This is a genomic window from Xenorhabdus taiwanensis (assembly GCF_036512875.1).
Lineage (GTDB): Bacteria > Pseudomonadota > Gammaproteobacteria > Enterobacterales > Enterobacteriaceae > Xenorhabdus > Xenorhabdus taiwanensis.
The window spans coordinates 3131208-3156255 of the sequence record NZ_AP028978.1; the positions used below are offsets into that span (position 1 = coordinate 3131208).

Genomic DNA, 25048 nt, shown 5'->3' on the forward strand with positions numbered 1-25048 from the left:
AGAATTGTACGTGTTTGTTTATAGCCCATCAGCTTCCCTTGAGTTACAATTTGATTATGCTATCAGAGATATTTAAAGGGATAGAATGACTTATATTGTTGCACTTACAGGTGGAATTGGTAGCGGTAAAACGACTATCTCTAATGTATTTTCATCCCTTGGTGTCCCGCTTGTTGATGCAGATATTATCGCCAGAGAAGTTGTAGCTCCTGGCACTCCCGCACTACAAGCAATCACAGAACACTTTGGGGCCGATATATTATTGCCCGATGGCAGCCTTAATCGCGCCATGTTGCGCCAAAAAGTTTTTGCTGCCCCAGAAGCGAAACAGTGGCTCAATGCACTGTTACATCCACGGATCCAAATAGAAACACAGCGGCAATTAAATCAGGTGACTGCCCCCTATGTCATCTGGGTCGTTCCTTTGCTCATTGAAAACAATTTAATGCATTTGGCAGAGCGTGTTTTAGTTGTTGATGTCCCAGTTGAAGTACAGATTACCCGAACTATAGCTCGTGATGGAGTCAGCCGTGAGCAAGTAGAAAATATTCTGGCTGCACAGGCCAGCCGTCAGGACAGACTGGAAAAGGCAGATGATGTCATCGTTAACTACAACAGTGAACAGGATATTAGCTCTCGTGTGGTCGAGCTACATCAACAGTATTTAAAACAAGCAAAATCAGTCAGACAGGAAAATCGTAATGAGTGATGCAACCTCCACTATTATTTTTGAACATCCACTCAATGAAAAAATGCGTTCATGGTTGAGGATTGAGTCTTCACTGCAACAGTTGGAAAAACAACGTCATCTAGATTCTCAGGCGAGTAGCCTTTCGTTTTTCCGTACAATTTCTGAACTAATTGAAATCATGGAACGCGGAGAAGTCCGCTCTGAGCTATTGAAAGAGCTGGATCGCCAGCAAGCGAAATTAAAACAATGGCTCGGCGCTCCGAATGCCGATACGGCTATGATCCATAGTTTAACAGAGCAACTTAAAGAACGCAGTATTGCCTTGAACCAAGCTCCACGGCTTAACCAATTTATCAAAGAAGATCGTATTATCAGCATGGTACGCCAACGTCTCAGCATCCCTGGAGGATGTTGTAGTTTTGACTTGCCAACATTGCACCTGTGGCTGCATTTACCACAATCTGTCAGGGATAAATCCGTCACAGCCTGGCTAGACAGCCTTCGTCCATTACAACAAGCCTTGGAAAGCATTCTGGAACTCATACGCCATTCCGCCACTTTCACCCCTAAAATCAGCCACAACGGATTTTATCAGGGGAATGCCGATGAAGCCGATTTGTTGAGATTAAAATTGGACGTGGTGCCAGATACATTGGTTTACCCACAAGTCTCCGGCTACAAAACACGTTTCGCCATCCGTTTTTTACCAATGGATAGTGAGAATGGTGTTGTACCCACCCATTTGTCATTTGAATTGGCTTACTGTTAACATTAGGCTCAATAAATTTAAAATCGCAGAACGACAGTAAGGAAATAAATTCCCAATAACGTGACTCATTCTGTATTTATAAATACATCATTAAAACAATGAGTTCAGCCAACAAAGCTGCGATGTAAAAATGAAGGGTATGACCTTCAAATCGAGCGGGAGAGAGTATTATGTCTGAAGTATTGACTGTCGAATGTCCAACATGTGGCAACACGGTAGTATGGGGAGAAATTAGCCCATATCGGCCATTTTGCAGTAAACGTTGCCAATTAATCGACTTGGGTGAATGGGCCAGCGAAGAAAAACGAATAGCAAGCCAAAGTGACTGTTCAGAAAATGATGACTGGAGCGAACAGCCTGAATAATATAAGTAATATCACGTAACGTATGTTATAGCGGCGCCTGTTTTATTTGGCGCCGCTTATATTGAATGATTTAATCACCTAATTTATTAAAAATCCTTTATCATGAACCATTTTGGGTTAGAAAGCCGACAATACTACGGTTTGCTGGAGGAAATTCATCAGCAATTAATTCTGATTGTAAAACCCAACGGGAAGGTTGCCCTTCTTTACCAAATGGCTCGTCTTCCCATTCATCAACCAGAAAAAAATCAAGGGTGATACTTCTATCAGGAAAATCATGTTTTATGGTGTTAATTAATTCACAGTGCGTAACTGTGATCCCAACTTCTTCTTTTAATTCTCTAATTAATGCTTGTTCAGGTGTTTCTCCCTGTTCCAGTTTTCCTCCAGGAAACTCCCAAAAACCGCCCATATGTGAATCAGCCCTACGCTGAGTGATAAAAATTTCATCATTGCTATTTTTAATAATACCTGCTGCAATATGCAGATGTTTTTTTTCCATAATCGCTTTTCTTACCGTCTATTATTCAACTTAAGTCACTATCCCTTGCAGATTACATTAGAATGAGTTTAAGCCGCAAATTTGTATTTCAAGCAAAGTGTAATCGCTTTTTATTACCAATTACCTCTCTGGAAAAAACAAATCATGTGAAAACAAGCTGTAAACAGTGTCAGAAATTAACCTACAAATAGATTGAAATGACTATTTTAAGAATTAAGGAAGCACGGTTTATGCTAAGTAATGTTCAATCATTGATCGAAGCACGGCAAATCGCCTATCAATTTTCTGGTGAAACAATGCCTCTGTTTTCTGGTATCGATATATTTTTAAATGCAGAACAACATGCGTTAGTTGGACGCAATGGTATTGGTAAATCCTGGCTGGCATCAATACTGGCACAGCAGATCCTTCCCACAGAAGGTAGTGTAAGACATGTTTGTGAGGTGGGCTATTTGTCACAAGGTTTAACACCTTTTTCCGGTAATGCCGCGGATATGCTGGGATTAACCAAAATCATGAGAGCCAATGAACGTGTTCTGGCTGGGATTGGTGATGAAGCAGATTTTGATGCTATGGAAGGAAACTGGGATTGGCAATTTCAAACCGAGTCTTTACTGGCAGAAGGTGAGCTCAATCCAAGCGTGTTAAATCAACCTTTTAATTTCTTGAGCGGTGGAGAACAAACACGGATCAGGTTGTTGGCACTGAAACGTCAAGGCGCAGGTTTTATGATTCTGGATGAACCAAGCAATCACCTTGACCGACAAGGTCGCCTTTGGCTGGCTCAATGGTTAAGTGCTTTTGATGGCGGAGTTCTGCTGGTTACCCATGATACCCAACTATTACAGCATGTATCAGTCGTTTACGAACTTAGCGGATTAGGGTTATCTCGCAGTATCGGTGGATGGGAAACCTGGCTGGAAAGTAAAGAGCAACTCCAGTTGGGCATTCAACGTGAAGTGGAGCAAACAAGGAAAAGCCTGAAACAAGCCTTACGTGATAAGCAAAAAGATCATGAGAAGATCAACAAAAGGCAAAGTCAAGGTAAGCAACGGCGGGAAAGTGCCAATCAGGCCAAAATCCTCCTTGATCACGCATTAGGACGCTCAGAAGCAACATTATCACGGATAGCAAAACAGAATGAAGAACGATTGCAACGCAGCTCTTCATTAGCCACAGAAGCCAGAGCAAAACTAGAAATTATCGATCCGCTGTCAATCGCTGTTGCGACTCCACAAGCAGCAACTTCTCCGTTACTTTATCTTCAGGATGTCATTCTGCCCTTCGGCTCTGGCACTCCCATCAGTTTAACCATCAATAATGGTGATCGGATTGCTATCACAGGTAAAAATGGCAGTGGAAAATCCACCTTATTAAAGGCAATGACGGGTTCACTGGTTCCGAAACAGGGTATCTGTCGTATCACTCCTTCACATAGTCTGATGGATCAGCATTTTTCATTTCTTGATAAAAACCAATCTGCGCTACATAACTTTCAATTACAGTCACCAGGCTGGACAGAAGATCGTTACCGTACTCGGTTGGCACAATTGCGTATTCGCGGAGAGGAAGCCTTGAAACCTATCAGTTATCTCAGTGGAGGAGAACAACTTAAGGTTGCGCTGGCTTGCCTGTTTTGTGGACCATATGCATCTGCCTTGCTGTTACTGGATGAACCAGATAATCATCTGGATATTGAATCACGTGAACTGCTACAAAAAGTGCTACATGATTATACAGGAGCGATGATACTTATTTCTCACGACGATAATTTCATTAAAAATGTAGGCAATATGCAGGAATTAGTATTATGACAAAACCCTCAAATCTATTTCTTAAGTAAGTTTCATTGAAGGATATTTTTGCAGAATAAGATCTATATGATCGTTATGACTATCTGAAAGAAAAGCGGGAAATTGTGGAGCAATGGAAACGGAAGTTACTATCACTATAGGGCAGAAATCTGCCCTTTAATATTCGGGATAATGTTGCACTTCGGTATTGAATTTGCTAAAAAATTTCATTTTTTCCAAAATAACCTTTTTTGTGAATAAAATCACAAAATAGAAATGATCATGGTTAATATAAAACGAGACCTGTTTTTTTATTCGCAATTCATTATGTTATAAAAACACTCTCAATTTAAGCGCAAAATAATTCAGTATGATGCACTCACCAGAGTAAATCTGGCGAAAATTTATTTTACAACGGCAATGTTTTTAACTTTTTATTCTGTGATTGTACAACTCTCTTTTTTCCTCTACTTGATTTTATTTGGTTTTTAATTGTCCGCTCCTTATTATTTTCGGCATATTTTTTTATTACGAACGGAAAAAATCATTCTGGCTTAACGCCAGCGACATCTTCAGTTCCGTAACAGGAATAACTGGTAAAGTCGGGTTACCGGATGGGGCTGGGTGGTGACCCTGCCATTACGAGCGGGCAACAAACTGGTATTGCATCACAGCGATAAATTTTGGATGAACGGGGCATAAGGACAGTCATCATGACAGAAAACAATGAAGCCAAATTAGCAAGCAATAAAACGCTTACAGAATCAGCAGGTTCGAAAGAGCCGAAAGATTCGAAAAATCGAAAAGATCACAATCCCCATATTGAATACCCCAAACCAAACTCCCCGTTACCGAAAAAAGTCCGGGATGACAGCCCTACTGGGGAAGGCAACACTGTAGGTAAAATTGTCGGACAGGCACCACAGGCAGCTAATCCACCTCATGAGGCGAATCCTGCTGTCACACCGGAAATTAAACCCGAAATGAGTATATGGAAAGGCTTTAAAGCGATGGGGAAAGCGTTGGGAAACGCTGTCGTAGATAAGGCCAAAGAAACAAAACAAGATCTGTCAACCGTAAGCGGCTGGAATCCGATTGAGCAGGGTAAAGGAATTGTCAAATCTGCCAGTAATACCGCCGTTGGACTGGCAGAATTGACAGTTCAAGGCGGTATGCTGAACGCCAGCCGTGAGATGGACAATTCAGCAAATTCGTTAGCTTTTTGGGGAAAAGTGTTTGGCAATAGTGACACCGAAAAGCAGGCTAAAATAATAAGCGAAATAGCGGATACCAACCGCACGAATGCAAACCAGTTTAATCTGGATGAATACAAGATGACACTGGATACCCCTGGGCAACGTGTGGGTGATACAGCATTTAATGTTGCCATGTTTATCAGCCCGGCAAAAGGCGTGGGAACTGCTGGCCCAGTGACTAAAACTATCGAAATAGAGAAAATTGCAAAAACAGGTGCCATGGCGACAAAAACCAGTGAAGCAGCGAAAGTTGCAGAAACAGGTGCCATGGCGGCAAAAACCGGTGAAGCAGCGAAAGTTGCAGAAACAGGTGCCATGGCGGCAAAAACCGGCGAAGCAGCGAAAGTTGCAGAAACAGGTGCCAAGATCAAAGAAAAACCCCAAACTACCACAGAAACCAAACCCCAACACGCTGAACAAGATAACATCGTCAACAAATCCAGCGAAAAAGACGGCAGTTGCACTGGGACGTGCAGTATAAAAGGTGAACCTGTCGATATGGCCACCGGCGACTTCCTGCAAGTCTGGCCGGTTATTGCCATTCCCGGATTGCTACCCATCATCCTCACTCGTACCTATCGCTCCACCGCTAAATACAACGGCCTGTTTGGGCCGAAATGGGCCGATGACTGGTCACGCCAGTTAGAATTATCTGATGGCAAAGTGAATTTCACGGATGCTGACGGCGTGATCTACCATTTCAGCACACCGGATAACACAGTACTTGCCCGTAATCAGCATATTCCTCATTACGTGCTGACGGGGGTATTGAACGGCGAACTGCAATTGACCGATCGCCGATCGCAACTGATTTACCATTTCAATTACGCGATCGGCTCTCTCCGCAAGCTGTCCGCGATCACCGATCGTCGCCAAAACGCTATCCAATTTATTTATGATGCACAATCACAACTCATCGAAATTACACGCACGGATGGTTTCAGGATAATTCTGGGCTATAAAGAGCAGCAACTCCAGACAGTAGATTATCTCGAACAGCAGAAACAGCAGCGATTAGTGACCTGTCATTATGATCCACAAGGCTATCTCAATGAGTGTGATGCATTCCAGCACAATCACCTGTGGCATGAATATGATGTTCAGGGGCGGATGATCCGCTGGCATGACACCGACCAGACTGATTTTAACCTCACTTATGATGAACAAGGGCGGGTTCTGACAACGAATACGGCCAGTGGTTACTGGTGCGATAGTTTTCACTATGATGATCGGTTGCGTATCACTACCTACCGAGATGCTGAGGGAGGGGAAACTCAGCACCATTACGATCACAATGGACTGGTTTTCCGTGAAATTGATCCATTAGGAAGAATCACTCGTCGACAGTGGCACAACAGCCAGAAAATGTGGGAAGAAGATCCTGCTGGCAATGTCACTACCTTCGATTACAACCCTGATGGTGCACTGACGGGAATGAAGCTGCCAACAGGTGAAATTTTTGCTTACGGTTATGACGAACATGGGCAGCTGATCGAAAGTGTTCTGCCGACCGGTGAGCGTTGGAAATTCCACTATGATGAGCAAGGCAATCTGGTGGCGCTGACTAATCCACTGGGGCACAAAGAGGAATACCAATACGGTACACATGGAGAATTACGCCAGCACCTACTGCCGGATGGTCGCCAGTGGCACTATACCTACGATAAACAACAACGACTGGCAGCGGTTATAACGCCGGACGGCCAGACTACCGGCTTACAACTGGATGAACTCGGTCGCTTGCACCAAATCACCGATGCCCTGAAACAACAGACTCACTACCGTTACAGCAGTACCCATGCCAACCTCAATGGCAGCCTGACCGACATCGAACTGCCGGATGGCACAACGCAGCAACTTGAATATGACACTGAGCGACGAGTGGTGGCGGTGACTGATGGCGAAGGGCGCACCACACGCTACACTTACGGCGCGTTTGACCTGCTGACTCAGGTGACTCGGCCTGATGGTACGATGCTGCATTTTGGCTATGATCGCTTGACTCGCTTGAATTCAGTCACGGCCTCCACCGGCGAAACCTACCGTTATGAGCGGGATGCTGCCGGTCAAATCATCCGGGAAACCGATTTTACCGGGCGTACTCTGGACTATCAGTACGATAAACTGGGACGCCGCACCCAGGTACACTATCCCGACGGTCAACAACTCCGCTGGCACTATTCAGTTGCGGGGTTGCTGGTCAGACAGGAAAGCTGGCAGCCAGAAGAAAATCAGCTGGTACTGAAAGCTACTACCACTTATGAATACAACAAACGGCATCAGCTGGTTAAAGCCGCCAATGCTGATGCCATGGTGGAATATGAGTATGATAAAACCACTGGCCTGCCGATCTGTGAACGTATCAATGGTCGGGAAATCATCCGCGAATGGGACAACCTGACCGGGCGGCTGATCAATGAAAACCTTGATGGTAACACCCTGCACTTTGGCTATCATCCTTTGTCAGGTGCACTGAATCACTTCCAGTTCAACCAGCATACACCACTGACTCTCCAACATGATGCACTGGGAAGGGAAACGGTACGCGAAAGTGCCAGCGGTTTTATCCTAGCCAGCCGCTACACTGCAACTGGCTTGCTGGCCCATCAGTCAGCCGGGCGGAACAGCCCCTTTTTCCGGGAAATGCTGGCACAAAACGATCCTCATTTCCCGCCACAAGCGACCGCTGTTAACCGAAGCTGGCAATACGACCGGGCGCATAATGTCAGGGTCATTGACGACAGTTGGGGACAAACCCGCTATCGTTACAATGCTAACGGCCAGATACTGCATAGCCTGTTCGGTGGATTGCGCTCCCATGAAGAGCAATTCAGTTACGATGCCAATGGCAACCTGAGCCAACATTTACCCACCGATGCGCAGAGTATGATGGAACAACTCACACAACGCCAGCAGGCCGGGCGGGTGGTGCAGCGGGGCGATTCACATTATCACTATGATGATAACGGCAGACTTATCGAAAAAATCGAGCAGCATGACGGCTTCCGCCCGCAAATCTGGCGCTACCGCTGGGACAGCCAAAACCAGCTCACCCACTTAGAAACCCCGGATGGCTCACGCTGGCAGTACAAATACGATCCGTTTGGCAGAAGAATTCGCAAAATTAAGGCGCGCGATGGAAAATTGACTGCCGCTAATTTGCAACTGTGGCTGGTGGGTAAGCCGGATTTGCCTGAAAATCCAAAGGCACTCGGCGGCTATGATTATCTATGGAGCGGGGATCAGTTGATTGAGGAAGTGCCGTACCAACTTGACGGCACCCGGCTGGAAGAGCGGCGCGTGCGCTGGTTATATGAACCGGGCAGCCTGACGCCGGCCGCGCGTTTTGAACGGGGCAAACTGCACTACGCTATCAGCGACCATCAGGGCACCGTACGGGAATTGCTGGATGAGCAAGGCGAGATGGTCTGGGGTCAGCATCTGACCACCTGGGGCAAGGCTGAAAACCGGGGCGGCGTGCCATCTCATCACCCTGATCACCATGTCCAGTGTCACTTCCGGTTTATGGGGCAATATGAAGATACGGAATCGGGTTTATACTATAATCGGTTCCGGTATTATTCGCCGGAGACCGGGCAATATATCTCGCCGACCCCATCGGGCTGATGGGGGGGTTGAATCCTTACGGGTATGTTCACAACTCTACCAATTTTATTGACCCATTTGGGTTGGCAGGCGACGATTGTGGAAATATTAAACAAGGTGTTCTTGATAATATTGCTGCGAGTAAGACAGCCAGAGAATCCTCCAATTTTCCTTCAACTCAGCCAACGTGGCTTAAACATCATGAAAAAGCAGGCGGACATGCTATAGAAAGGCACGTTGGAAAAACCGATGCTCAATTACTTGATCGTTTAGCTTCTAGCCGAAGAATTAGTGGTTCAAGTACTTACACCAACGGCAGTATTGCGGAAAAGGTCATATCACAAACGATCAGGGATAATAGAAACACTGTTAACGCTTGGGCAAGAAGCGCTCAGGCTGGCGATAAATTAAGATTAGATCATACAGGTGCTGATATTATTGGTAGGGGGGTAAAAAGGAAAAACCCTGTAATGACTGATGCTACAAACGCACGAGTTATTCTTAAGAGTACTGGTGACGGTAAATACCATATATTAACTTCATTTCCGGGGTAGTTTATGAGTTTTCGAGAAAAATATAAAAATTTATATAACTTTTTTGGTGCATGGTTTCCTGATGCAGACTTTGAAGATCTTACTGATGAAGAAATAGTTATATCTTTCAAAAAAGTCACTAGTAATGAGGTAATTAACGCAGCTTTAGATGAAATCTCTTCATTATTAGTAGAAGATGCATCTTTTCCATTGGATGAAATTATAGATAGCACAAATATTCATTTTGAAGATAAAGCTGATTGTATAAATTGGCTTATAAATATACAAAGCTATTTAGACTCATAAGCCAATAAAAGCCGGAAAGATCCCTGCGATCTTCCGGCTTCCTTTTTTTAAGAGCTGCTCAGTCCCAGCCCCTAGTGGCTTTTGTAGTCGCCAAGCAGCTCGCGCATCTTGAGCTTAATCTCACTGAGCTGGTCTTGCTGGCGCTGGTACTGTTGCTTCATGGTGCGGGTATCGTCGTTGTCGGGGATCAGTACCAGACAGCCCTCCATAATCTTGACCGTGAGTGTGCCACCAATCTCAAACCCTGCTGCCTTAAGCCACCTTCCCGTTAAATTTATCGCGGGTCGGGGGTTCGGCCTGCCGTTTTGCGGTACGTATCCCACGGTGTAATAACGCTCTGTTTTTGCCGCTTTATTTACGGCACGGTTTTGCCTAGAATGCGCCTTAGCCATCATTCAACTCCTAATCAGTTGGTTGTGGTGAGCAGGGTTTAAAGGTGCCAGCCTTTAAACCCTGCGTTATTTATCAGTCTGTTACTCTCGCCTGTGCTATCAGAGCGCTTAACATCTCTGATATCATCTTCTACTTTGTCTTAGGTAAATTATCAATCTCTTCAATCTGCTGCTTCCACTTAGGTGCTGGGCCTCGTTTACGGTTGCTTTTTTCCGGTTCCTCACCAAACAAATCTTCCAATGAAACTGAAAATATTTCTGCCACAATAGGTAGTGAAGATACCTTTATCCTTCGTCGACCTGCTTCCCATGCCTGCACCGTCTGTTGTGAAACGTTGAGCTTCTGTGCCAGTTCAGCCTGAGTTATTCCACGCTCTTTACGTAGCAGGGTGATCCGTTCGCCTAATGCAATGAAAAAATCGCGCTCTTCGTTACTGATAGCCATAGCTGTTACCGTTTTTGAATGTAATAAGATAGCCATAGCTGTTACCGTTTTTGAATGTAATAAGACAGCCATAACTTACCTCATGTTTTACTACTATATGTTGTACATACTACAATATGTGGTATATTGGTGTCGAGTTATTTTTATCCAAACCCTATTGACACGTTTTTGAAGGATTATCGTATGGCTCGCATCCCGGAAGCAGAATTACAGCACCTGAAAATCGCCGTTCCCTTAGTTGCCATCATTGAGCAGCAGGGGCGGCAGCTCTTTAAGCGCGGCAAAGACATGACCGTGTTGTGCCCGTTCCATCAGGAGAAAACGCCCTCAATGGTCATTACGCCAGCGAAAAATCTCTACCACTGTTTTGGCTGTGATGCGGGCGGGTCGGTGCTGGACTGGGTGATGCAAACCGAGGGCTTAAGCCTGCGCCATGCCGTGGAGCGCCTGCGTGCCGTGCTGGGGCACAATCCGGCCGTGGAGCCGCTGGTGCAGCCGGCGGAGCTGGCCGATGAGACTGTCGGGCAACAGGTATTGCTGTCACGGGTGGTTGCGTTTTATCACCATACGTTGCTGAATGCGCCGGAAGCGCAGGCGTATCTGTCCAAACGGCGGCTCAACCATCCTGAACTGGTCAGCCATTTTAAGCTGGGCTTTGCCAACCGCACGCTGGGCTACCGGCTGCCACCGAAAAAAGTCAAAGCGGGCGAGGAAATCCGCCGCCGCCTGACAGCCGCTGGGGTGTTGCGGGAGAACGGGCGTGAGCATCTGCGTGGTTCGCTGGTTGTGCCCGTTATCGGTGCTGAGGGGCAGGTGCATGGGCTGTACGGGCGCAAAATCGGCGACGACCAGCGCCAATCGATTATCCGTCACCTGTACCTGCCGGGCGCCCATCAGGGGGTCTGGAATGCGGCGGCGCTGGGGGCGTCCAAATCGCTCATCCTGTGCGAATCGCTGATTGATGCGATGTCGTTCTGGGTTACCGGACACCGCAATGTCACCGCGGCTTACGGGGTGAATGGCGTCATCGCGGATCACTGGCAGGCGTTTGAGCAGTACGGCATTTTAGGTTCGCGGGAATGGGCAAAACGGGTAAGGGTGGTTCTTTAACAAGATGATAATCAGGAAAAAAATCGCTTAAAAAAGTATAACCGCACCGGAACCTGCCCTAAGACCCGATTGGGTTGCTGGGCGGGGTGAATCCGTATTCATACGTCCATAATCCGCTGTCTTGGGTTGATCCTTTTGGATTGGCGAGTAAAGACTGCGATAAGTTGTTAAATCCAGATTGGACTAATCACGGATTTAAGCATTTCCCTCAAAAAAATATGTCTTGGAAAGATATTGTTAAATCAACGAAATCTGGACCTGCTAAATATACGCCAGAGATTAACATTGAAGCATTAGAACGTTCTGTTTATAAAACAGGCCAACCGGTTACAAATGGTAAGCCTTGGAAAGTTCAAGATATGGGGGAAATTATCGGAGCTAGTGAAGGTAAGCCAAGTCAATGGATAAGGGTTGAGTATAGCGGCGGTACTATTCACGGGCATCCAATCTCTCTGAACGAATTTAGGAAACTGACAAAATAATGAACTTTGATTTTTCAGAAAAAAGTGGAATGATCATTTTTAATGACTTTTCTATTAGTGATGATATTCCGCTTGAGAATCAACTTGATGAGTTAAAAGAAGATATGTTGCAGGTAGAATTTCCTAATGGATATCTTTTAGATATAGGCTGGAGACCCTCATTCGAAATCGATGGACAGTTTAAATTGGCATTAATTAAAGATTTTAACTGGGAAAGTCCTATTTATTTAGATTCAGCAAGTAATTTATTTGAATTAGAAGAAAAAATTCAACTAGCAATGCACAAATTATAACTGATGAAATCTAATAGCCGGAAAGATCCCCGTGATCTTCCGGCTTTGTTCTTTTAAGAGCCGCTCAGTCCCAGCCCTTAGCGGCTTGTGTAGTCGCCAAGCAGCTCCCGCATCTTGAGCTTAATCTCACTGAGCTGGGTTTGCTGGCGCTGGTACTGTTGTTTAATGGTTCGTGTCATGCTCCCAATAATTAGATCTTGTGATAAACTCCCGACTTTTTATTGTGGGTGAGAGATGGCTAAAGTGGATGTGGTTTGTCGTTACTGTCACAAAACAGAAGCGGTTAAAGGACATGGAAAAAGAAGCAGTGGACATTCCCGTTATCACTGCTATGCCTGCCGTAAAACCTTTCAACTGAACTATACCTATCAAGGAGCCGGTTATTGATATGGCAATGAATAACGCCGGCATCAGGGACACAGCTCGCGTTCTGAAAGTCGGCATTAACACCGTTATTCGCACATTAAAAAACTCACGCCACCCCGCTGCCGTTTGCGGGCAGTGATATTCAGATTATCGGTGAAATAGACGAGCAGTGGTCATTTGTCGGTAACAAGAAAAATCAGCGCTGGCTCTGGTATGCCTGGGAGCCGAACATGAAAAAGATCGTGGCACATGTGTTTGGTGACCGCCGCAGGAAAACGTTAAAAAAACGACTGGCATTTCTGGCTCCTTTCAACATTCAGTGCTACTGCACAGATGACTATGTTGTCTACGATTGCCTTCCTGCGGAGAAACACCTCACAGGCAAGAAATTTACCCAACGCATTGAGAGAACGAATCTCACTCTGCGCATCAGGATAAAAAGGCTGAACCGCAAAACGATAGGTTATTCCAAATCCGAAGCAATGCACGATAAAGTGATAGGCACGTTCATTGAGCGTAACTATTATATTTCATAATAAATCTAACTATTGGATTCATGACCTTATAAAGCTGTTAAATTAGCAAGGGCAGAGAGTGCGGATTTTCATCAGGGCTCGTTGAAACCGAATATATGTTTGCGACTACTTTTGTCAGAAAAATACGTTACCTACTTGAATTGAGTCGGTGTCCATATAAGATTCTAAGAGTTTTTAGAGGTTCCCTGTTACACATCCAAGTTTGCTTAAGCGAAGCGTTTCTGAAGAAAATCAATCAAAGCACGTACTTTAGCGGAAATGTGACGGGTATTAGGATAAACCGCATACACACCCTGCGAAGGGAAATGGTAATCGGGCAGCAAATGCTGCAGTGCCCCGCTTGCTAGAGCAGGCTGGACGAGCCACTCCGGTAGCAGCGCAACACCACAGCCTTCCAGTATAAAACTCATCAGTGCAGAAGCACTGTCAGTTGAGAACCTGACGGGTCCAGTGATGGAAAAATCGATCTTCTGCTGTTCAGGACCTGTTACTTGCCAGCGTAAAGGGGACTGGAGACGAGTATGAATAACCCATTCTGTCTTACCTAGTGTATTAAGCGAATCTATTGGGTTATTTTTAATCCATCGCGGAGCGGCTACTGGAATTATTGAAAAGTTGTCTATTAACGCTGCGTGATAACTGGAATCAGTCAATTTGCCAAGACGAATAGCAACGTCGAAGTGCTCTGAAATAAGATCGGCATGATAGGAAGACGAAACATGGTGAATACTCAGCTCAGGGTGTGCCTGCCCGAATGCCACTAAAGCGGGGATGATCATTGTAGTGCTATATTCCGATGTGCTGGTTATTCGTAACTCACCACTAAATCCTCTATGACTGAATTGCACATCGTTCACAATATCTTCTGTTTCTTTTAGAAGGTGAACACTACGCAGGTAAAAAGCTTCCCCCGCTTGCGTAAGTGCTAGACGTCGGGTTGTGCGTAGCAACAACGATACACCAAGTTCCGCCTCCAGTTGCCGGATATTAAAACTAACTACTGCCTTCGTTTGTCTAAGCGTGGTAGCTGCTGATGTGAAACTCCCCGCCTCTACTACGGCTACAAACATTGCTACACGCTGTAAATTGAGCATAAATCCCCCCATTACTGTCAAATATTTTTTGACAGTGTATCACTGCGCCAGCTCTTTATCCTTCCCATTACCGGAATTATATTATTCATTTTTAACAGGGAAGAGAGTATGAGTTATCGTAGTAAAATTGCGGTCGTCTACCTTCTTGGCTTTTTCCTCGACTTAGTAAATATGTTTATCTCCAATGTCGCTTATCCCACTATAGGTAAGGAAATGCATGCTTCCGTGGCAGAGTTAGCATGGATCAGTCATGGCTACATATGTGGGCTTACGCTTATTATCCCTCTCAGTGCGTGGTTGACACAGCGGGCAGGTGCTCGGCAAGTGTTTTTACTTTCGTTAGCCTTATTTGCATTGGGAACAACGGCATCTGGATTTGCACATTCACTTGAAGAACTGGTTTTCTGTCGTGTTGTGCAGGGCATTGGCGGTGGACTGTTAATACCGGTCGGTCAGGCGTTGACGTGGCAGCTTTATGCAAAACATGAGCGAGCTAAACTTTCATCTGCAATTATGTTGGTAGCGCTACTAGCCCCTGCACTATCCCCTGCCTTGGGCGGCGTGCTGGTCCAAACTCTCAACTGGCGTTGGGTGTTCTTTGCCAGTCTGCCGCTAACCCTGCTGGCACTGATACTGGCTTTCATATGGTTACAGGATGGGGTCACTTCTGAAAAAAATAAAGCTCTCGATTTCTCTGGCCTTGTAATCGGATGTGCTGGTCTATTTCTCATTTTACTCGGAATGACAAAAATGAGTGAGGTGGGAAGCCTTGCAAAAGGCACGATACTTTTCTCATCAGGTATCATTCTGTTGGCTTTTTTCATTATTCGCAGTAGTCGACATTCTGCACCACTTTTCAGCTTTCATCTCCTTTCTGACCCATTAATGCGTTTCTCAATGCTGGTTTATCAGTTCGTACCTGGCTTGTTTATGGGAATAAGTTTGGTTGGCGTTATTTATCTACAGACATTTCTCGGTATGTCCGCAGCAGAGACAGGAGCATTAATGATTCCCTGGTCACTTGCTTCGTTTCTAGCGATCACTATTACAGGCAAAACATTTAACCGCTTGGGACCACGGCCACTCATCATGACCGGTTGTCTGCTACAGGCGATAGGCATTTTGTTACTTTCGGTGGTGACCCACGACGGGCAGAACTACCTGCTGGTAACGGCTTTTGCACTGATGGGAATGGGAGGAAGTCTGTGTAGCAGCACCGCCCAGAGTAGTGCTTTCCTTGAGGTATCAGCTACAGCCATGCCTGAAGCAAGTGCATTGTGGAACATAAACCGTCAGCTCAGCTTCTGTTTTGGTGTGGCACTGTTAAGCATGCTACTCAATCTGTTTATTAGCCATCTCGCACTGCGACAGGCTTATATGTGGACATTTTATACAGCAGCAGCCGGTACTCTTATTCCACTCCTGCTCAGCTTGAGTATTAATAACCGGAATATAAAACTGAATCTTTTATCATCAGAAGAGAATAGCTAATGAACCATTATATTAATGAAGTATTGGAGGCTCATGTTGCCATTGAGAACTGGCTTGGCAAAGGTGAAGGAGACAAGCAGACGCTCCTTAACCGTTTCAGTCAGGATTATTCAATGATCACGATAACAGGCACGATGCTTGATCATGAGTCTCTGAGCCATTTTTTTATTGCTAAACGTGCAAGCCGCCCAGGATTACATATTGTCGTGGATTCGCTGTCTGTCTTGCAAGAGTGGGAGAATGGAGCAGTGATTTTATATCGTGAACAGCAGACCGAGCCCGACAAAGAGACCACAATTCGTTGGTCAACCGCTATCTTTAACCTTCATGCAGATACACCTGTCTGGCTTCATTTGCACGAAACATTACAGCCAATCAATCCAGATTAAATGGATAATTATGGGCTTGTTGATGATAGCATGTCCGATAACCTGTTTTTTGGTAATGTGCGTCAGCGAGCCTGAAAAATTATCCCCAAAGTCAGCCTGCAACAGGCAGCTTTACAAATGAGCAACAAAGCCGGAATGTTCTCCATAATCTCCCTGCTTTTGGTGTTCGATAAATTAACCCCTGTCAGTGGTAACTGGATTCACCACTGGCAGGGCTTTTTTGCTTATAAACTCACACTACTTATAAGCGACCGTGGCAATGCTTATATTTCTTGCCAGAACCACATGGGCAAGGATCATTGCGTCCAACTTTACGCTCTCCCGTTGCCATCTGAGCTTCGGCCTTTGACATCAACGCACCCTGTTCAACTTCATGGCTCAAATGTTGTTGTTTTGCCAAACGTTCAGCTTCTTCACGACGTTGCTGTTCAAGCGCCTCAACTTCTTCCGGCATTCTAACCTGAACTTTGCTCAAGGTACTGATCACTTCATATTTCAGTGATTCCAGCATATTGGCAAACATGGCAAAAGATTCGCGTTTATACTCCTGTTTTGGATCTTTCTGAGCGTAACCGCGTAAGTGAATGCCTTGGCGGAGGTAATCCATCGCTGCCAAATGCTCTTTCCATAATGTGTCCAGAGTTTGCAACATGATGCCTTTTTCAAAGTTACGCATCATTTCTGCACCGACAATTTCTTCTTTTTGCTTATAAATTTCGATCGCTTTTTCAAAAATACGTTCACGCAATGTTTCTTCGTGCAATTCAGGCTCTTTGTCCAGCCATTCTTTGATTGGCAAATTCAAATCGAAATCGTTGGTTAAACGTTCTTGCAATCCTTCAACATCCCACATTTCTTCCAGTGATTGCGGTGGAATGTGAGCATCGATGGTTATTTTGAAGACATCTTCGCGGATGCTGGTGATGGTTTCGCTGACATCGCTCACATCGAGCAAGTCGTTACGCTGAGCATAAATTGCCCTGCGCTGATCGTTCGCAACATCATCATATTCCAACAACTGCTTACGGATATCAAAGTTACGGCTCTCAACTTTACGCTGAGCATTCGCAATCGCTTTAGTCACCCATGGATGTTCGATTGCTTCCCCTGGCTGCATGCCAAGTTTACGCATCATGCCGGTCACACGATCGGAAGCAAAAATGCGCATTAAGGAATCTTCCATTGAGAGGTAAAAACGTGAAGAACCCGCATCACCCTGACGGCCTGCACGACCACGTAACTGGTTATCAATACGGCGTGATTCATGACGTTCCGTACCGATAATATGCAAACCGCCTGCTGCCAATACCGCATTATGGCGCTCTTGCCATTCTGCCTTGATTTTCTCGATTTGTGCTTCAGTTGGCTCTTCCAGTTTAGCGATTTCCGACTGCCAACTCCCCCCCAACATGATGTCTGTACCACGTCCCGCCATGTTGGTTGCAATCGTCACTGTACCAGCCTGACCAGCCTGCGCGATGATGTCGGCTTCTAATGCGTGGAATTTTGCGTTCAGAACGTTATGCGTAATGCCAGCCTTGGTTAATGCGTTAGACACCAGTTCCGATTTCTCAATCGAGATTGTTCCCACCAAAACAGGTTGGCCATTGTTTGTCCGCTCTCTGATGTCTTCAATGATCGCCTCAATTTTTTCCTCTTCTGTCATATAGACCAGATCCGGTAAATCCTGACGGATCATTGGGCGATTAGTTGGAATAACGATGGTATCCAGTTTATAAATAGATCGGAATTCAAAGGCTTCCGTGTCGGCGGTTCCTGTCATCCCTGCTAATTTTTCGTATATACGGAAATAGTTCTGGAATGTAATTGAAGCCAGCGTCTGGTTTTCATTTTGAATCTCAACACCTTCTTTCGCTTCCACAGCTTGGTGCAGACCATCAGACCAACGACGTCCTTGCATAGTACGCCCGGTATGTTCATCAACGATGATAACCTCGCCTTCTTTAACGATATAATCAACATCGCGGGTAAACAGGGCATGAGCACGCAGAGCGGCTGTCACATGGTGCATCAGCATGATATTAGTCGGTGAATACAAGGATTCGCCTTCATCCATCAATTTAGCATCCACCAATAACTCTTCAATCAATACCAGACCACGCTCTGTCAGGTTGACTTGACGTGATTTTTCATCAACAGAGAAATGTCCTTCCCCTTGGAAGGTATCTGAATCCTCTTTTTCCTGACGAACCAGTTTCGGGATCAGCTTGTCTACTTTGATATAAAGCTCAGAGCTGTCTTCCGCAGGCCCTGAAATAATCAGTGGAGTACGAGCTTCGTCGATCAGAATCGAGTCAACTTCGTCCACCAACGCATAGTGCAATTTGCGTTGAACTCGCTCTTCTGGACTAAATGCCATGTTGTCACGCAAGTAGTCAAAGCCAAACTCATTGTTAGTGCCGTAAGTGATATCCGCTGCATAAGCTTCACGTTTTGCCGGTGGTGGCATACCCGGTAAGTTAATACCGACACTTAAGCCAAGGAATTCAAACAGCGGGCGGTTATTTTCAGCATCGCGCTGTGCCAGGTAATCGTTCACGGTAACAATGTGAACACCTTTGCCACTTAGGGCATTAAGATAAGCGGGTAATGTTGCGGTCAGTGTTTTACCTTCACCTGTACGCATCTCTGCTATGCAGCGTTCATTCAAGACCATCCCGCCCAATAGCTGCACATCAAAGTGACGCATACCAAATACACGTTTACTGGCTTCACGCACAGTAGCAAACGCTTCTGGCAGAATTTTATCCAGTGATTCTCCCTCTTTTAAGCGGGAACGAAATTGTTCTGTTTTCGCTTTCAGTTCTTCATCAGAGAGTTTTTCAAAGTCTGGCTCCATACGGTTGATCTCATCAACCACTTTGCGCAAACGGCGCAAGGTACGGTCATTACGGCTACCAAAAATCTTTGTCAGTAATTTAATCAGCATAATTAGTACATCTCAGATAGGGCTATTGTTGTAGCCATCAATCATTTATTAAAAATTGTCTTATTACACTCAGATTGAAATAAGACAACAGCATTAAAGCAAAAATAAATGATTAGGCGTTGGTCCTGCCCTAATTCCCTGAACTTTAGCGACCCAGAGAGCTGGAGTATGGGTATCAGGAAGTACAGCATCAGCCAGCGCAACATCTGAAATAATTTCTTCAAATGGTACAGGTGCTTGCGTCAACATAGCATGCAACATATCCAGCATAAGTCGTTGCATGGCTGGAGAAGAAATCCGGGTACTTTCTTTTGCGTCTTCGTACCTTACGGGCTCAGCAACCGAAAAAGCAAAAGAAAGTTGGCGGATCACATTACGGACGGCATGTTGCTGCCAGTAATTTAAATAATTAGCGGGTTGGCGCTGGACACTTTTTAATTGGAGTAAGTGTAATTTAAATAAGTGCTCAAAAGAGGAAAATACCTGATGACGGCTTCCTTGAGCAGACGAAGTATTTGTATGATGCAGGCTTTCTGTTACTCCAGCGAAAACAGTAGGAACACCAATTCCTGTAGCAACCATGCCCAGTAAAAGGTGAGACCAAAAATAACGCCTACCAAATTGTCGCCAAAGATTTAAAATACTCATTAATCCTTCATTAATAAATACTGGAACTGCCCCTATTATGCGAGATAGCCGCCCACAATCACTGGATAAGCTGTTTGAAGACGCGGCAACTGTCGGAAAAAGCCCACTTCAAATCATTCAACAACATGCCATCGCATTATTGAAACTCAACCGTGCCGTTCTCAGTTTGCTTCCTGCACAATTGCACCCGTGGTGCAGGGTTGCCAATTATCGCAAACAAATTCTGGTACTGGAAGCAGGAAATGCCAGTTGGATGACCCGACTGCGTTATGAAATCCCTGTCTTGCTGTCTACATTGAGAAGCGAAATTCTACCATCTTTATCCTCAATCGACATCAGGATTAACCCATCATTAATGGTTAAGTGTGATAATAATGAACAAAGATTCTCAAAATTATCAACCAGAGCATCCAGTAATGATAATAAGGAATTACCAAAGCGCCAGCTCACTCATGAAAGTGCAAAAACATTAATGATATTGGCTGAAAACAGCCCTGAAAAATTGAAAAAGAAACTAGAACGGTTGGCTGCGCTGGCCGGAGAGGGTACCAGTACAGCCAAAAAGAAGCGTTAGCGCTGAATAAAAAACATCAGTGAAAGAAGCGTGACAGATAACATCATCCATTGGTGCATCATAGGAATGTTCTCAACATTCTTTATCAATACACATGTCAGCCATTATGCCAACACCAGTGATGGAGCGCGGAAAGCCAGTGGCATTTCAGCTTCATCTTCAAATGTGACAAATTCCCAAGCGCTTTCCTGTGCTAAGACAGTTTGCAGTAACTTGTTGTTTAGTGCATGGCCTGATTTAAACGCAGTAAAGGCACCAATGATATTATACCCACACATAAACAGATCGCCGATGGCGTCCAACATTTTATGGCGGACGAATTCATCTTTAAAACGCAAACCATCTTCATTGAGTACGCGGTAGTCATCAACGACAATCGCACAATCAAAGCTGCCACCAAGGCACAAGCCTTTAGATTGCAAATACTCAATATCACGCATAAATCCGAAAGTACGCGCACGACTAATCTGGCGAACAAATGAATCCGCTGAGAACTCCAGTCCATAGCGCTGGGTACTCGCATCAATCGCCGGATGATTAAAGTCGATGGTAAAATCCAGACTGAAACCATGATAAGGTGCCAATTCAGCCCATTTATCACCGTCTTCCACACGGACGCTTTCTTTCATTCGCACGAATTTCTTCGCGACATTAAGCTCTTCAATACCCGCATCCAATAACAGAAAAACAAACGGGCTAGCGCTGCCATCCATAATCGGGATTTCTGGTGCATCGACTTCAATAACAATATTGTCGATCCCTAAACCTGCCAGCGCTGCATTCAAATGTTCAACTGTTGAAATACGCACATTATGCTCATTTACCAGACAAGTACAGAGCATAGTATCACGCACAGATTTAGCATCGGCCGGAAAATCAACCGGAGGATTCAAGTCAGTACGACGATAGATGACCCCGGTATTAGCCGGCGCTGGACGCATTGTCAGCGTGACTTTTTTACCGGTGTGCAAACCGACGCCGGTCGCTTGAACAATACGTTTTAGTGTCCTTTGTTTGATCATCGTTTATATCTCGCAATGTTACTTATCCCGCCAATCACTATAATGTATGACTGGCAGGATAGTTTAACACAAAAAGCGGAGAAGCCAATTTTTTAGCAATTAATCAGCCTGCTTACGCAAAAATGCAGGAATGTCCAGATAATCAGGCTCTTTGCTCGTATGTGTATTTTGGTCATTGACGACTTTTGCTACCGTTTTGTTCTCATCAGATAATGAAGAGATTCCGCCAGATATCTGCTGGTAACGGCGCTCCATCGGGTTTGTCTGAGGAGCTTTGTTATTGGTCACCAAGGTGATTTCTGGACGTTTGTCCATGCCAATGCCTGTTGCCACAACGGTTACACGCAGCTCATCATTCATATCTGGATCCAATGACGTACCGATAACTACCGTTGCATTATCAGAAGCAAATGCACGGATTGTGTTACCCACTGTTTCAAATTCATCCAAACGCAGGTCAAAGCCCGCTGTAATGTTAACCAGAACGCCACGTGCGCCAGAAAGATCAATATCTTCCAACAATGGGCTGGAGATAGCCATCTCTGCGGCTTCTTCCGCACGATCTTCACCTTGTGCAATACCTGACCCCATCATGGCGTAACCCATTTCCGACATCACGGTACGAACGTCAGCGAAGTCAACATTCATCAGACCTGGGCGAGTAATCAGTTCAGCAATACCCTGAACCGCGCCTTTCAGAACATCATTGGCTGCACCGAATGCATCCAACAGGGAAATGCCTCGTCCCAGGACTTTCAATAACTTGTCATTTGGAATAGTGATCAGTGAATCCACATGCTTGGATAATTCAGTGATCCCTTGTTCCGCGAAGGCCATCCGTTTTTTGCCTTCAAAATTAAATGGCTTAGTCACAACGGCAACGGTTAATATGCCAAGTTCTTTGGCAATTTCAGCTACAACAGGTGCAGCTCCCGTTCCCGTGCCACCGCCCATACCAGCAGCAATAAATACCATATCTGCACCTTCCAGTGCAGTACGCAATGATTCGCGGTCTTCTTCCGCAGCAGTACGACCAACCTCAGGGTTCGCACCAGCGCCTAATCCTTTTGTAATTCCGTTGCCAATCTGGATAGTTTGACCAACAGCCGTCTTACGCAGTGCCTGAGCGTCCGTGTTAACCGCAAAGAAGTCAACTCCTTCAATACGCTCACGCACCATGTGCTCCACAGCATTACCGCCGCCGCCGCCGACGCCGATGACTTTAATCACCGCGTCGTTGGTTAATTCCAGTGGTTCAAACATAATTTCTCTCCGTTTTGTGCCTTTATATCGAGGCCGGCGACATTGTCATGGCCTCTGTATAAAAAATCAAAATTCTTTTTTCAGCCAGTTGCTGACTTTCTTAAACCAGCCACTTACTGACGTTCTTTTATCAGCATCGGAATCTCCGCCAAGCTGAGATTCTTTGCCATAATGCAGAAGGCCAACCGCTGTTGAATAGCAAGGCTCCTGCACATAATCTGTCAATCCAGTGATGTTCAGAGGGCGACCAATGCGAACCTGGGTATGAAATACCCGCTGAGCACACTCGGCCAGACCATCAATCTGGGCGCCCCCTCCTGTCAGGACAATCCCTGCCGCTAGGTGGTGTTTTACTCCCTGCTGCCGCAATTGCTCCTGCAATCGCAAAATTTCATCGTTCACTAAGTTCAGCAGTTCGGTATAACGGGGTTCGATCACCTCAGCCAATGTTTGACGCTGCAAGCTACGAGGAGGGCGTCCTCCTACACTTGGGACTTCTACACTCTCATCCTTGCTCACTATTGAACCCAATGCGCAGCCATGACGAACCTTGATGGTTTCAGCATCACTGGGAGGAGTACCAAACGCATAAGCGATATCACTGGTCACCACATTGCCTGCATAAGGAATCACCTTGGTATGACGCAATGCACCGCCAGTGTATACAGCGATATCCATCGTTCCGCCGCCGATATCAACGACACAGACCCCCAATTCACGTTCATCTTCTGTCAATACAGCATAACTTGCTGCCAATCCTGCAAAAATAAGTTGATCAACTTTCAAACCACAACGTTCAACAGCTTTTACGATGTTTTTCGCCATGTCGTTGTGGCAGGTAATTAAGTGGACTTTCGCCTGCATGCGCACACCAGAGAGCCCAACCGGATTTTTAATCCCTTCCTGATAATCAATCGCGTATTCCTGTGGGATCACATGCAGAATACGGTGTTCATCACGAACACGAACTGACTTAGCGGTATGGACAACACTGTCCACATCATCCTGTGTAACTTCTTCTTCTGAAACCGGCACCATACCAATTTCGTTCTGGCAACTGATATGCTTGCCAGAAAGCGCCAGATAGACTGAAGATATCTGGCAATCGGCCATGAGTTCAGCCTGATCAATAGCACGCTGTACGCACCTGACGACCGATTCAAGATCATTGACTCCGCCTTTGTCCATGCCGCGGGATGGGCAACTTCCTACTCCGATAATATTAACCATACCATCGGGCAGAATTTCACCAACCAGGGCAGATACCTTTGCTGTACCGATTTCAAGGCCAACTACCAATTTTCTGTCCGTTGATTTGATCATCGTTATTCTGCCTGTCTCTGTATTATTACCAGTCACTGTTTGTTTTCTTGCCCGTTGATTGAAACTGGCGTATCAGTTAATAAAGGAGCCCAACCTACCGCAGCACCACTGTCATAACGTAAGTCAACATAAGCCACACGTTTTTCAGTGTTTTTCAACAACACCGGATAAAGTTCAACAAAACGTTTCATTCGCTTCATTTTATCTCGATTTCCTAACTCTAAACGGATATCGTTATCCAATATCAGTTGCCAGGCATTACGCGCAGTCATGATCACTGCTTTTAATTTCATCTGGTGTTTTTCAAGAAAAGTTGCCATTGTGTGGTATTCATTCAATGTCTCTTTCTCTTTGCCTTCTGGCCCATACAACATCGGATACTGCCCATTTGCACTGCGCTCTATAGGTAAGCTAAATACCCGACCTTCAGCATCCAACAGTTGGGTATCATTCCAACGCGCATAAGGGACGTATTCTACCAGATGTATTTTAAGTTCATCAGGCCATTGTTTCCTAACAGTGATCTGCCGGATCCATGGCAGTTGTTCAATCTGTTCCTGAATGACGTTGACATCCTGAGTCATAAATGTTCCGGGAGATCCCAGAGACAAAATAGCCTGCCTTACATCATCATTCGTGGTGTAATGGCGCTCACCAGTCAATACCAGCTTCGAGAGTGGTAATCTGTCAGGATCTTTCATCCAGTCCAGTGTCATCCAGCCCCCCCATATGATGGTGCCAACTACCATCAAGAAAAAGGCAATCCCTGTCAGATAGTAACCATTACTGGGACGAAATCTCTGCGCTTCACCCTCCCGCTCCCGGCTATTTCGGGCTGCCTGCGACATA

22 protein-coding genes and 2 pseudogenes are annotated in these 25048 nt (G+C 45.4%); 14 read left to right on the forward strand and 10 right to left on the reverse strand.

Annotation, left to right across the window (positions count from 1 at the left end; genetic code table 11):
- Window positions 1–85 precede the first annotated feature (85 nt).
- From coaE to yacG, 3 genes are all read left to right on the forward strand, one after another.
- Complete coding sequence (coaE, locus tag ACE1SE_RS14565) at window positions 86–709, forward strand: dephospho-CoA kinase (RefSeq protein ID WP_374051476.1); 624 nt, start codon at window positions 86–88, stop codon at window positions 707–709.
- On the forward strand, window positions 702–1460 hold the full coding sequence (gene zapD, locus ACE1SE_RS14570; protein ID WP_374051477.1) for a cell division protein ZapD: 759 nt from the start codon (window positions 702–704) through the stop codon (window positions 1458–1460). Before coaE ends, zapD begins: the two co-directional genes overlap by 8 nt.
- 170 nt (window positions 1461–1630) lie before the next feature.
- A complete protein-coding gene (gene yacG, locus ACE1SE_RS14575; protein ID WP_374051478.1) occupies window positions 1631–1825 on the forward strand; it encodes a DNA gyrase inhibitor YacG in 195 nt (64 codons plus the stop codon).
- 100 nt (window positions 1826–1925) lie between these two features.
- Here the strand turns inward: yacG and mutT are convergent, their stop codons facing one another.
- Window positions 1926–2327, reverse strand: a complete 402-nt coding sequence (mutT, locus tag ACE1SE_RS14580) for an 8-oxo-dGTP diphosphatase MutT (protein ID WP_374051479.1) — start codon at window positions 2325–2327, stop codon at window positions 1926–1928.
- Between the two features lie 230 nt (window positions 2328–2557).
- Here mutT and ACE1SE_RS14585 point away from each other — a divergent pair, with 230 nt between their 5' ends.
- The 4 genes from ACE1SE_RS14585 to ACE1SE_RS14600 all read left to right on the forward strand — a co-directional run bounded on the left by ACE1SE_RS14585 (window position 2558) and on the right by ACE1SE_RS14600 (window position 9821).
- Window positions 2558–4141, forward strand: coding sequence for an ATP-binding cassette domain-containing protein (locus ACE1SE_RS14585; RefSeq protein ID WP_374051480.1), 1584 nt, complete (start codon window positions 2558–2560; stop codon window positions 4139–4141).
- A 692-nt stretch (window positions 4142–4833) separates the two neighbouring features.
- Window positions 4834–9003, forward strand: a complete 4170-nt coding sequence (locus tag ACE1SE_RS14590) for a DUF6531 domain-containing protein (protein ID WP_374051481.1) — start codon at window positions 4834–4836, stop codon at window positions 9001–9003.
- Window positions 9003–9536 (forward strand): RNase A-like domain-containing protein, encoded by a 534-nt coding sequence (locus ACE1SE_RS14595; RefSeq protein ID WP_374051482.1) that lies wholly within the window; start codon window positions 9003–9005, stop codon window positions 9534–9536. The genes ACE1SE_RS14590 and ACE1SE_RS14595 overlap by 1 nt, the downstream gene beginning before the upstream one ends.
- A gap of 3 nt (window positions 9537–9539) precedes the next feature.
- A complete protein-coding gene (locus tag ACE1SE_RS14600) occupies window positions 9540–9821 on the forward strand; it encodes a contact-dependent growth inhibition system immunity protein (RefSeq protein WP_374051483.1) in 282 nt (93 codons plus the stop codon).
- A 71-nt stretch (window positions 9822–9892) separates the two neighbouring features.
- On the opposite strand, the gene ACE1SE_RS14605 is transcribed toward ACE1SE_RS14600, so the two are convergent.
- Window positions 9893–10213 (reverse strand): SymE family type I addiction module toxin, encoded by a 321-nt coding sequence (locus ACE1SE_RS14605; protein ID WP_374051484.1) that lies wholly within the window; start codon window positions 10211–10213, stop codon window positions 9893–9895.
- A gap of 130 nt (window positions 10214–10343) precedes the next feature.
- Window positions 10344–10694 carry a type II toxin-antitoxin system RelB family anti-toxin gene (relB, locus tag ACE1SE_RS14610; protein ID WP_374053679.1) on the reverse strand — a complete coding sequence of 117 codons (351 nt, stop codon included), beginning with the start codon at window positions 10692–10694 and terminating at the stop codon, window positions 10344–10346.
- Window positions 10695–10841: 147 nt separating this feature from the next.
- On the opposite strand from relB, the pseudogene ACE1SE_RS14615 reads away from it, so the two are divergent.
- From ACE1SE_RS14615 to ACE1SE_RS14630, 4 genes and pseudogenes are all read left to right on the forward strand, one after another.
- Window positions 10842–11723 (forward strand): annotated as a pseudogene (locus ACE1SE_RS14615) (CHC2 zinc finger domain-containing protein); the annotation flags it as partial.
- 131 nt (window positions 11724–11854) lie between these two features.
- The gene (locus ACE1SE_RS14620) at window positions 11855–12250 is read left to right on the forward strand and encodes a hypothetical protein (RefSeq protein WP_374051485.1); all 396 of its coding nucleotides are present in this window, start codon (window positions 11855–11857) and stop codon (window positions 12248–12250) included.
- Window positions 12250–12543, forward strand: coding sequence for a hypothetical protein (locus tag ACE1SE_RS14625; protein ID WP_374051486.1), 294 nt, complete (start codon window positions 12250–12252; stop codon window positions 12541–12543). Before ACE1SE_RS14620 ends, ACE1SE_RS14625 begins: the two co-directional genes overlap by 1 nt.
- A gap of 234 nt (window positions 12544–12777) precedes the next feature.
- Window positions 12778–13445, forward strand: a pseudogene (locus ACE1SE_RS14630) (IS1 family transposase).
- Between the two features lie 206 nt (window positions 13446–13651).
- Here the strand turns inward: ACE1SE_RS14630 and ACE1SE_RS14635 are convergent.
- The gene (locus ACE1SE_RS14635; protein WP_374051487.1) at window positions 13652–14539 is read right to left on the reverse strand and encodes a LysR family transcriptional regulator; all 888 of its coding nucleotides are present in this window, start codon (window positions 14537–14539) and stop codon (window positions 13652–13654) included.
- 108 nt (window positions 14540–14647) lie between these two features.
- On the opposite strand from ACE1SE_RS14635, the gene ACE1SE_RS14640 reads away from it, so the two are divergent.
- Together ACE1SE_RS14640 and ACE1SE_RS14645 are read left to right on the forward strand one after the other, a co-directional pair.
- Entirely contained in the window at window positions 14648–16030 is a 1383-nt protein-coding gene (locus ACE1SE_RS14640) for an MFS transporter (protein WP_374051488.1), read from the forward strand.
- The gene (locus tag ACE1SE_RS14645) at window positions 16030–16419 is read left to right on the forward strand and encodes a DUF4440 domain-containing protein (protein WP_374051489.1); all 390 of its coding nucleotides are present in this window, start codon (window positions 16030–16032) and stop codon (window positions 16417–16419) included. The genes ACE1SE_RS14640 and ACE1SE_RS14645 overlap by 1 nt, the downstream gene beginning before the upstream one ends.
- A 241-nt stretch (window positions 16420–16660) precedes the next feature.
- Here ACE1SE_RS14645 and secA read toward each other — a convergent pair whose 3' ends face one another.
- On the reverse strand, window positions 16661–19369 hold the full coding sequence (gene secA / locus ACE1SE_RS14650) for a preprotein translocase subunit SecA (protein ID WP_374051490.1): 2709 nt from the start codon (window positions 19367–19369) through the stop codon (window positions 16661–16663).
- A gap of 93 nt (window positions 19370–19462) precedes the next feature.
- The gene (secM, locus tag ACE1SE_RS14655) at window positions 19463–20017 is read right to left on the reverse strand and encodes a secA translation cis-regulator SecM (RefSeq protein WP_374051491.1); all 555 of its coding nucleotides are present in this window, start codon (window positions 20015–20017) and stop codon (window positions 19463–19465) included.
- 37 nt (window positions 20018–20054) lie between these two features.
- Here secM and ACE1SE_RS14660 point away from each other — a divergent pair, with 37 nt between their 5' ends.
- A complete protein-coding gene (locus ACE1SE_RS14660; RefSeq protein ID WP_374051492.1) occupies window positions 20055–20591 on the forward strand; it encodes a DUF721 domain-containing protein in 537 nt (178 codons plus the stop codon).
- A 104-nt stretch (window positions 20592–20695) separates the two neighbouring features.
- Here the strand turns inward: ACE1SE_RS14660 and lpxC are convergent, their stop codons facing one another.
- From lpxC to ftsQ, 4 genes are all read right to left on the reverse strand, one after another.
- Window positions 20696–21613 carry a UDP-3-O-acyl-N-acetylglucosamine deacetylase gene (gene lpxC / locus ACE1SE_RS14665; RefSeq protein WP_099131612.1) on the reverse strand — a complete coding sequence of 306 codons (918 nt, stop codon included), beginning with the start codon at window positions 21611–21613 and terminating at the stop codon, window positions 20696–20698.
- Between the two features lie 99 nt (window positions 21614–21712).
- Complete coding sequence (gene ftsZ, locus ACE1SE_RS14670) at window positions 21713–22876, reverse strand: cell division protein FtsZ (protein ID WP_374051493.1); 1164 nt, start codon at window positions 22874–22876, stop codon at window positions 21713–21715.
- A 66-nt stretch (window positions 22877–22942) separates the two neighbouring features.
- Window positions 22943–24199 (reverse strand): cell division protein FtsA, encoded by a 1257-nt coding sequence (gene ftsA / locus ACE1SE_RS14675; protein ID WP_374051494.1) that lies wholly within the window; start codon window positions 24197–24199, stop codon window positions 22943–22945.
- Window positions 24200–24231: 32 nt separating this feature from the next.
- Window positions 24232–25047, reverse strand: a complete 816-nt coding sequence (gene ftsQ, locus ACE1SE_RS14680; RefSeq protein WP_374051495.1) for a cell division protein FtsQ — start codon at window positions 25045–25047, stop codon at window positions 24232–24234.
- Between the last annotated feature and the right edge of the window lies 1 nt (window position 25048).